This is a genomic window from Mesorhizobium sp. M7A.F.Ca.AU.002.02.1.1 (assembly GCF_003998535.1).
GTDB lineage: Bacteria > Pseudomonadota > Alphaproteobacteria > Rhizobiales > Rhizobiaceae > Mesorhizobium > Mesorhizobium ciceri.
In genome coordinates, this window is the sequence record NZ_RZPB01000190.1 from 1 (window position 1) to 8,964 (window position 8,964).

The 8,964-nt window shown below is 63.5% G+C and carries 9 protein-coding genes; 8 read left to right on the forward strand and 1 reads right to left on the reverse strand.

Features of this window, described 5'->3' with window-relative positions; all coding sequences use genetic code 11:
- The 8 genes from EN879_RS39415 to EN879_RS14120 all read left to right on the forward strand — a co-directional run.
- The coding region (locus tag EN879_RS39415) for a hypothetical protein (RefSeq protein WP_127274101.1) at nucleotides 1-300 on the forward strand (300 nt) is incomplete at its 5' end.
- A gap of 15 nt (nucleotides 301-315) precedes the next feature.
- Nucleotides 316-405 carry a K(+)-transporting ATPase subunit F gene (locus EN879_RS14090; RefSeq protein WP_032808122.1) on the forward strand — a complete coding sequence of 30 codons (90 nt, stop codon included), beginning with the start codon at nucleotides 316-318 and terminating at the stop codon, nucleotides 403-405.
- A 20-nt stretch (nucleotides 406-425) separates the two neighbouring features.
- The gene (kdpA, locus tag EN879_RS14095) at nucleotides 426-2,129 is read left to right on the forward strand and encodes a potassium-transporting ATPase subunit KdpA (protein WP_127274102.1); all 1,704 of its coding nucleotides are present in this window, start codon (nucleotides 426-428) and stop codon (nucleotides 2,127-2,129) included.
- A 25-nt stretch (nucleotides 2,130-2,154) separates the two neighbouring features.
- A complete protein-coding gene (locus tag EN879_RS14100; RefSeq protein WP_224621338.1) occupies nucleotides 2,155-2,352 on the forward strand; it encodes a hypothetical protein in 198 nt (65 codons plus the stop codon).
- The gene (kdpB, locus tag EN879_RS14105) at nucleotides 2,349-4,442 is read left to right on the forward strand and encodes a potassium-transporting ATPase subunit KdpB (protein ID WP_063168982.1); all 2,094 of its coding nucleotides are present in this window, start codon (nucleotides 2,349-2,351) and stop codon (nucleotides 4,440-4,442) included. Before EN879_RS14100 ends, kdpB begins: the two co-directional genes overlap by 4 nt.
- A 74-nt stretch (nucleotides 4,443-4,516) precedes the next feature.
- A complete protein-coding gene (gene kdpC, locus EN879_RS14110) occupies nucleotides 4,517-5,083 on the forward strand; it encodes a potassium-transporting ATPase subunit KdpC (protein WP_063168981.1) in 567 nt (188 codons plus the stop codon).
- A gap of 54 nt (nucleotides 5,084-5,137) precedes the next feature.
- Nucleotides 5,138-7,867: a sensor histidine kinase KdpD gene (locus EN879_RS14115; RefSeq protein WP_063168980.1), complete on the forward strand. Its 2,730-nt coding sequence runs from the start codon at nucleotides 5,138-5,140 to the stop codon at nucleotides 7,865-7,867.
- The gene (locus tag EN879_RS14120) at nucleotides 7,864-8,556 is read left to right on the forward strand and encodes a response regulator transcription factor (RefSeq protein ID WP_127274103.1); all 693 of its coding nucleotides are present in this window, start codon (nucleotides 7,864-7,866) and stop codon (nucleotides 8,554-8,556) included. The genes EN879_RS14115 and EN879_RS14120 overlap by 4 nt, the downstream gene beginning before the upstream one ends.
- Before the next feature lie 15 nt (nucleotides 8,557-8,571).
- Here the strand turns inward: EN879_RS14120 and EN879_RS14125 are convergent.
- The coding region (locus EN879_RS14125) for an MFS transporter (RefSeq protein WP_127274104.1) at nucleotides 8,572-8,964 on the reverse strand (393 nt) is incomplete at its 5' end.

An 8,964-nucleotide genomic window follows, 5' to 3' on the forward strand; every position in this document is an offset into this window, starting at 1 on the left:
CCTGCGTGGAGTGTTGGGAAGAGCCCGCGCAAAAATCTTTATGAAATTCCTATTTCTTTCCACTGCGCTCCGTCTCGAACCTTTATGGCGATCGGGTCCATATTCCCTTCAGAAAACACATTCGGTTTCGTCGCCAAAGATGCGACGGGACACTTTCGATATATTGCGAACTCTCCTGTCAAGTTCGCAAAGTACAAAAGAACAAAAGGAATAAAAACAATGGATATGGCCGTTATCGGAATCGGAATTTTGTTCTTTGCCCTTTGTTTCGCCTACATAAAAGCTTGCGACGCTCTCTAGAGCGAGGCTGAAAAAATGATCGTCGACTATATTCTCGGTGGCGGCGTTACGCTGTTCCTGCTCGCCTACCTGACCTACGCCCTCGTTCGTCCAGAACGCTTCTGAAGGCACGGAAAGCCACAGCCATGACACTGAACGGTTGGATACAGATCCTGGTCTATTGCGGGATCGTCATATTGCTGGTGAAGCCGCTCGGCGGCTACATGCACCGCGTCTTCGACGGCGACCGGACGCTGCTCTCGCCCGTCTTCGGCCCGCTCGAGCGCGGGCTGTACCGTGTTTGCGGAACCAGCGAACGGGAGGAACAGCACTGGACCACCTATGCGGTCGCCCTGCTGCTCTTCAACCTTGCCGGCTTCCTGGTGCTCTACGCCCTGCAGCGCCTGCAGGGCAGCCTGCCCTACAACCCGGCCGGCATGACAGCGGTTGAACCAGGGCTCGCCTTCAACACCGCCGCCAGCTTCATGACCAACACCAACTGGCAGAACTATGGTGGCGAGAGCACGATGTCCTATCTCGTGCAGATGGCTGGGCTGACGGTGCAGAACTTCGTTTCGGCGGCCACGGGCATTGCCATAGCCATCGCGCTGATCCGCGGCTTTGCCCGGGCTTCGGGCAAGTCGATCGGCAATTTCTGGGTCGATATGACCCGCTCCACACTCTATTTGCTGCTGCCGTTCTGCGTCGTGCTGACGCTGGCCTCTTTCTTTCTCTTCCTTCCTCCTCCGCTGTGCTCCTCTGTCCCCTCCCCTCCTCTCTCCTTCTCTCCTCCTCCCCTCTCCTTCTTCCCTTTCTCTTCTCCTTTTTCCCTCCCTCTTCTCTTCCCCCCTTGCTTCTTCTTCTTCCCCTCCACTGCCGCGCCCCCGTTCGAGCACCCCGACGCGATCTCCAACCTGATCCAGATGGTGTCGATCTTCGCCATCGGCGCCGCCTTGACCAATGTCTTCGGCCGCATGATCGGCAACCAGCGCCAGGGCTGGGCGATCCTCTCGGCCATGGGCGTCATGTTCATCGCCGGTGTCGCCATCTGCTACTGGGCGGAAGCCGCCGGCAACCCGCTGGTGCATGCGCTGGGCATCGACGGCGGCAACATGGAGGGCAAGGAGACACGTTTCGGCATCGCCTTGTCGGCGCTGTTTGCCGTCATCACCACGGCCGCTTCCTGCGGCGCTGTCAACGCCATGCACGGCTCGTTCACGGCGCTCGGCGGCATGATCCCGATCATCAACATGCAGCTTGGCGAAGTCATCGTCGGCGGTGTCGGCGCGGGCCTCTACGGCATCCTGATGTACATCGTCGTCGCCGTCTTCGTCGCCGGCCTGATGGTCGGTCGCACGCCCGAATATCTCGGCAAGAAGATCGAGGCCAAGGAGGTCAAGATGGCGATGCTGGCCATATTGTGCCTGCCGCTGGCGATGCTGATCTTCACGGCCATCGCCGTCGTGCTGCCGACCGGCGTGGCGTCGATGGGCAATGCCGGCCCGCACGGCTTCTCCGAGGTCCTCTATGCCTACACGTCGGCGGCGGCCAACAACGGTTCGGCCTTTGGCGGCCTCAGCGGCAACACGCCCTGGTACAACATCACCATCGGCATCGGCATGCTGATGGGCCGCTTCCTGGTCATCATCTCGGCGCTGGCCATTGCCGGCTCGCTGGTGGCGAAGAAAACGGTTCCGGCCTCCGCCGGCACCTTCCCGACCGACGGCCCGCTGTTCGTCGGGCTGCTGATCGGCGTCATCCTGATCGTCGGTGGCCTCACCTTCTTCCCCGCGCTCGCCGTCGGGCCGATCATCGAGCACCTGGCGATGGCTCACGGGCAGACCTTCTGAGACCGCCATGTCGTGGTTCAATGCCATGCGCCGCAAGGTCGCCCACAGGGACGATCACGGAAAGGAGGAGGGACCTCCTCCTTTCCCGACCCTGTCGACGTTTCTCGGCCTTGCGGCAGTCATGCTCGTCCTCTGGCTGCTGGCCTACGGGCCGCCCCATCTCTTTTCGGCATCCGATCATCCGGTGCCGTCCAACAACACCGAAGCCGGAGCTTCAAAATGAGCAACTCGAAATCAGCCAGCATCATGGATGCCAGCATCCTGCTTCCCGCCATCGGCGGCGCCTTCCGCAAGCTCGACCCGCGCACGCTGGCCAGGAACCCGGTGATGTTCGTCGTTGCCGTCGTCTCGGCGCTCACCACCGTGCTGTTCGTCAAGGACCTGGTCTCCGGCGGCGGCAATCTCGGCTTCACGCTGCAGATCATCATCTGGCTTTGGTTCACCGTGCTGTTCGCCAACTTCGCCGAAGCGGTCGCAGAAGGCCGCGGCAAGGCGCAGGCGGATTCGCTGCGCAAGGCACGCACCGAGACCAAGGCCAAGCTTTTAACCGGTGAAGACCGCACCAAATACAAACTTGTGCCCGGCACCAGCCTCAAGGTCGGCGATGCCGTGCTGGTCGAGGCCGGCGACATCATCCCGTCCGACGGCGAAGTGATCGAAGGCGTCGCTTCGGTCAACGAGGCCGCGATCACGGGCGAATCCGCGCCGGTGATCCGCGAATCCGGCGGCGATCGTTCGGCGGTCACCGGCGGCACGCAGGTGCTGTCCGACTGGGTTCGCGTGCGCATCACGGCGGCTTCCGGCCACACCTTCCTCGACCGCATGATCTCGCTGGTCGAAGGTGCGGAGCGCCAGAAGACGCCGAACGAGATCGCGCTCAACATCCTGCTCGTCGGCATGACGCTGATCTTCGTGCTGGCCACCGCGACGATCCCGAGTTTTGCTTCCTATTCGGGCGGCTACATTTCGGTGACCGTTCTGGTGGCGCTGTTCGTCACCTTGATCCCGACCACGATCGGGGCGCTGCTTTCGGCCATCGGCATCGCCGGGATGGACCGCCTGGTGCGATTCAACGTGCTGGCCATGTCGGGTCGCGCCGTGGAAGCCGCAGGCGACGTCGACACGCTGCTGCTCGACAAGACCGGCACGATCACGCTCGGCAACCGCCAGGCGACGCAGTTCCGCCCGGTCAAGGGCGTCACCGAACAGGAACTGGCCGACGCGGCCCAGCTTGCCTCGCTCGCCGACGAAACGCCGGAAGGCCGTTCCATCGTCGTGCTGGCCAAGGAGAAATACGCCATCCGCGCCCGCGACATGGCAACGCTGCACGCCACCTTCGTGCCCTTCACAGCACAGACCCGTATGAGCGGCGTCGACATCGATGGTTCGTCGGTGCGCAAGGGCGCCGTGGATTCCGTGCTTGCCCATGTCAACCAATCGACGGTCGCAGCCCATGCCACGCGGCCCGGCAGCGATACCGTCAGGGATCTCCAGGCCATCGCCGACGAGATCGCCAAGTCCGGCGGCACGCCGCTGGCGGTCGAACGCGACGGCCGCCTGCTCGGCGTCATCCACCTCAAGGACATCGTCAAGGGCGGCATCAGGGAGCGCTTCACCGAACTGCGCCGCATGGGCATCCGCACGGTGATGATCACCGGCGACAACCCGATGACGGCGGCGGCGATCGCCGCGGAAGCCGGCGTCGACGACTTCCTCGCCCAGGCCACACCGGAGGACAAGCTGAAGCTGATCCGCGACGAACAGGCCAAGGGCAAGCTGGTTGCCATGTGCGGCGACGGCACCAACGATGCGCCGGCCCTCGCGCAAGCCGATGTCGGTGTCGCCATGAACACCGGCACGGTCGCCGCCCGCGAGGCCGGCAACATGATCGATCTCGACAGCGATCCGACCAAGCTCATCGAGATCGTCGAGATCGGCAAGGCGCTCTTGATGACGCGGGGTTCGCTGACGACCTTCTCGATCGCCAACGACGTCGCCAAATATTTCGCCATCATCCCGGCGATGTTCGCCGTCTTCTACGTCGCACCGGGACAGACGACCGGTCCGCTGCAGGCACTCAACGTCATGCATCTGGCGACGCCGCAGAGTGCCATCCTGTCGGCCATCATCTTCAACGCGCTGATCATCATCGCGCTGATCCCGCTGTCGCTGAAGGGCGTCAAATATCGGGCCATCGGCGCCGGCGCGCTGCTCAGCCGCAATCTTCTCGTCTACGGCCTCGGCGGCCTCATCGTGCCTTTCGTCGGCATCAAGGCGATCGACATGATCGTCACCACGCTTGGCCTCGCTTAACTCTTTGTTTTAACGCAATTCCCTAGGGAAAACCGCTTCACACTTTTCCTGGAATTGCTTTGAGGAACATCTCCATGCTCACCCAGATAAGACCCGCGATCATCATGATCGTCTTCTTCACGGTCCTGACCGGCCTGATCTATCCCCTGGGCATGACCGGCATCGCCCAGGCGCTGTTTCCGCGGCAGGCCAATGGCAGCCTGGTCGAGAGGGACGGCAAGATCATCGGCTCCGAATCGATCGGCCAGGGGTTTGCCAGCGACAAGTATTTCCACGGCCGCCCTTCGGCTGCCGGCGACGGCTACAATGCAGCCTCCTCGAGCGGCAGCAATCTCGGCCCGACCAGTCCCAAGCTGATCGACCGCATCAAGGGCGACGCCGAGAAGTTGAAAGCGGAAAACCCGAACCAGCCTGTTCCGATGGATCTGGTGACGACGTCCGGCAGTGGCCTCGATCCCGACATCAGCCCGGAAGCCGCCTACTTCCAGGTCGCTCGGGTGGCCAAGGCCAGGGGCATCGAGGAAGCCAGGGTCAAGGCGCTTGTCGATGCCCAAGTCGAGGGCAGGGAACTCGGCTTCATGGGCGAGCCTGTGGTCAATGTGCTTGGCCTCAACCTTGCGCTGGACGTAGCGAAAGAGTGAATGGCGGCGGCCGGGGATCGACAGTACCCCCGGCGCCATCCATGATCGATCCCGATGCCTGACGACAGAAGCAGCGACACCAGACCCTCGCCCGACGCACTGCTTGACCATGCCGAGCGGGAGGGTCGCGGCCGCCTGAGAATTTTCCTCGGCGCGGCACCGGGCGTCGGCAAAACCTATGAGATGCTGATGTCGGGCCGCGCCAGGCTGGCCGACGGCGTGGATGTGGTGATCGGCGTCGTCGAGACGCATGGCCGCAAGGAAACAACGGCCCTGGTCGAGGGCTATGAGGTCATTCCCCGCCGCAAGGTCGACTACAAGGGGCGTATCCTCGACGAGATGGATATCGACGCCATCCTCGCCCGGCGCCCGGCGCTGGTTCTTGTCGACGAGCTCGCCCACACCAACGCGCCCGGCAGCCGCCACCCCAAGCGCTACCTCGACGTCCAGGAGATCCTGACGCACGGCATCGACGTCTATACGACGCTTAACATCCAGCATGTCGAAAGCCTGAACGACGTCGTCGCCCAGATCACCAAGGTCAGGGTTCGCGAGACGGTTCCCGATTCCATCATCGACCAGGCCGACGATGTCGAGATCATCGATCTCACCCCCGACGACCTGATCAAGCGGCTCGAGGAAGGCAAGGTCTATTTCCCCAACACCGCGCAGCGCGCGATCGAGAACTATTTCTCGCCGGGCAATCTGACGGCGCTCAGGGAACTGGCGCTGCGCCGCACCGCGCAGCGTGTCGACGACCAGTTGCTCATCCATATGCAGGCGCACGCCATTCCAGGACCGTGGGCGGCAGGCGAAAGGGTCCTCGTCTGCCTCGACGCGCGACCTGGAGGAGCGGCCCGCGTGCGCTATGCGCGCAGGCTGGCCGACCGGCTGCGTGCGCCGTGGACGGCGCTGCACGTCGACAGCACGCGCTCGGCCAGCATGCCCGAGAATGACAAGGACCGGCTGGCGACGAACCTGCGCCTTGCCCAGCAGCTTGGCGCCGAGGTGACGACCATTCCGGGTCAGAATGTGGCGCAGGACATCGTGCGTTATGCGACGGCGAACAATTTTACCCATATCGTCGTCGGCAGGCCGACCCGGTCGCGCTGGCGCGAATTGATCGAAGGCTCGCTCACCTACGATCTCATCCGCAATGCCGGCGATATCAGCGTCCATGTCATTTCGGGAAGCGAACGCGGCACCGAGGCGGCGTCGCGGAGCGTCAAGGCGGCCGACGAGCAGTGGCAGTTCGAAATCTGGCCCTATCTCAAGGCGACGGCCTTTGTCATCGGCTCGCTCGCCTTCGCCGTCCTTCTCGATCAGTTTCTCGACGTTCGCAATCTGGCGATCATTCTGCTCATCGGGGTGCTGGCATCGGCGGTGACCGGCGGCCTGTGGCCGGCTCTGTATGCTTGTTTCGTCAGCGCCCTTGCTTTCAATTATTTCTTCCTGGAGCCGCGCTATACGCTGACGATCAGGGATCCGGAGAGCATCGTCGCGCTTGGCGTCTTTCTCGTCGTTGCGGTCATTGCCAGCAATCTGACGGCGCGCGTGCAGCGCCAGGCGGTCGCCGCCCGCTCGCGGGCGCGGGCGACGGAGGATATCTACCTCTTTTCGAAGAAGCTCGCCGGCGCCGGGACGCTGGACGACGTCCTCTGGGCCACCGCCTTCCAGATCGCCTCGATGCTGAAGCTGCGCGTGGTGCTGCTTTTGCCGGAAGACGGGACGATCACCGTCAAGGCCGGCTATCCGCCTGATGACACGCTGGCCGAAGCCGACATCGCCGCCGCCCGCTGGGCCTGGGAGCACAATCGTGCCGCAGGTCGCGGCGCCGACACGCTTCCGGGTGCCAAGCGCCTCTATCTGCCCTTGCGGACCGGGCGCACGGCCATCGGCGTCGTCGGCCTCGACAACGACAAGCAGGGACCGTTGCTGACGCCCGAGCAGCAGCGGCTTCTCGACGCACTGGCCGACCAGGCGGCAGTCGCCATCGAGCGTATCCAACTGGTCGCCGACGTCGACCGGGCCAAGCTCGCCGCCGAGGCGGACAGGCTGCGCTCGGCGCTGCTCACCTCCATTTCCCATGATCTGAAGACGCCGCTCGCCGCCATCATGGGCGCCGCCGGCACGCTGCGGGATTTTTCAGCAGCACTTCCCGAACCGGATCGGGCCGAACTGCTGTCGACGGTGCTCGACGAATCCGAGCGGTTGAACCGCTTCATCGCCAATCTGCTCGACATGACCAAGATCGAGTCCGGCGCGATGGAGCCGAACTACGCCTTTCACTATGTCGGCGACATCGTCGGCTCCGCCCTGCAAAGGGCCAGGAAAATCATCGGCGAGCACAAGATCGAGACGGACATCCCCAGGGATTTGCCGATGTTGAAGGTCGACCCGGTGCTGTTCGAGCAAGCGTTGTTCAATCTTCTCGACAATGCGGCGAAATATGCCCCGGCCGGCTCGACGATCCGCGTCCAGGGCTGGACCGACAATGGCTCCGTCCTGCTGCAGATCATGGATGAAGGGCCGGGCATTCCTCCCGGCGATCTGGAACGGATTTTCGACACCTTCTACCGGGTGCGCAAGCGCGACCAGATCCGCGCCGGCACCGGGCTCGGCCTGTCGATCTGCCGCGGCTTCATAGAGGCGATGGGTGGCACGATCACGGCGGCAAACCGGACCGACGGTTCGGGCGCGGTCTTCACCATCAAAATGCCCAAGCCGGCAAATCCGCCCAACTTCGACGCTTCGAATACCGACGATGTGGGTGACCTGGCATGACAAACTCGAACGTCAGGATACTGGTCGTCGATGACGAGCCGCCGATCCGCAAGCTGCTGCGCGTCGGCCTCGGCAGCCAGGGCTACGCGATCAGCGAGGCGCCGAATGCCAGGGCGGCCATCGAGCTGATGGAGGCGGAGAAGCCGGACCTCGTCCTGCTCGACCTTGGCCTGCCCGGCATTAGCGGCCATGAGTTGCTGCGCAACTGGCGCGACGACGGCCTCGACATTCCGGTGGTCATCCTGTCCAGCCGGACCGACGAGGCCGGTATCGTCCAGGCCCTGGAGCTCGGCGCCGACGACTATGTCACCAAACCCTTCGGCATGAACGAACTGGTCGCACGCATCCGCGTGGCGCTCCGCCACAAGTTCCAGCAGCAGGGAGAGAAGCCGATTTTCCAGACCGGCGATCTCAGCGTCGATCTGGTCAAGCGCATCGTCAAGGTCGAGGGCAAGGAGGTAAAGCTGTCGCCGAAGGAATACGACATCCTGCGCATGCTGGTGCAGCACGCCGGCAAGGTGCTGACCCACCATTTCCTGTTGAAGCAGGTCTGGGGCGACTCGTCCGACGTGCAGTATCTCAGGGTCTATGTGCGCCAGCTCAGGCAGAAGATCGAGAAGAGCCCCGACCAGCCACGCTACATCACCACCGAGACCGGCGTCGGCTACCGCCTGCGCGAGGTCGAATGAGCGGGTTGGGCGCTTCTAGCCAGTAGCTTCCAGCTGCTGGCCAAGCGGCTTGGAAACCCGCAAGGCCGCGAGACAGCCGACAATGCCGAGCGGGACGAAGGCAAGAAACAGCCAGGACGCGACATTCGCCGCCGCGTCGTGGTTCAAACCTTGCGAAAAGCCGCTGGCATTGGCGACGATGCCGGCAAGGGCTGCACCCACGGCGTAGCCGATGCGCTGCATGGTCGGCACCGCCGCCGAGGCGATGGTCTGCTCGCTCTTCGGGGCGGAGGCGACGATGACGCGTGTCAGGAACGGCCAGGCGATGCCGAAGCCGCCGCCTTGCAACAGGGCACAGATCAGGATGAGCGGGATGGAGCCCAGGGGTATCGTGTAGGCAAAGCCGGCATCGCCGGCTTTGCCTACACG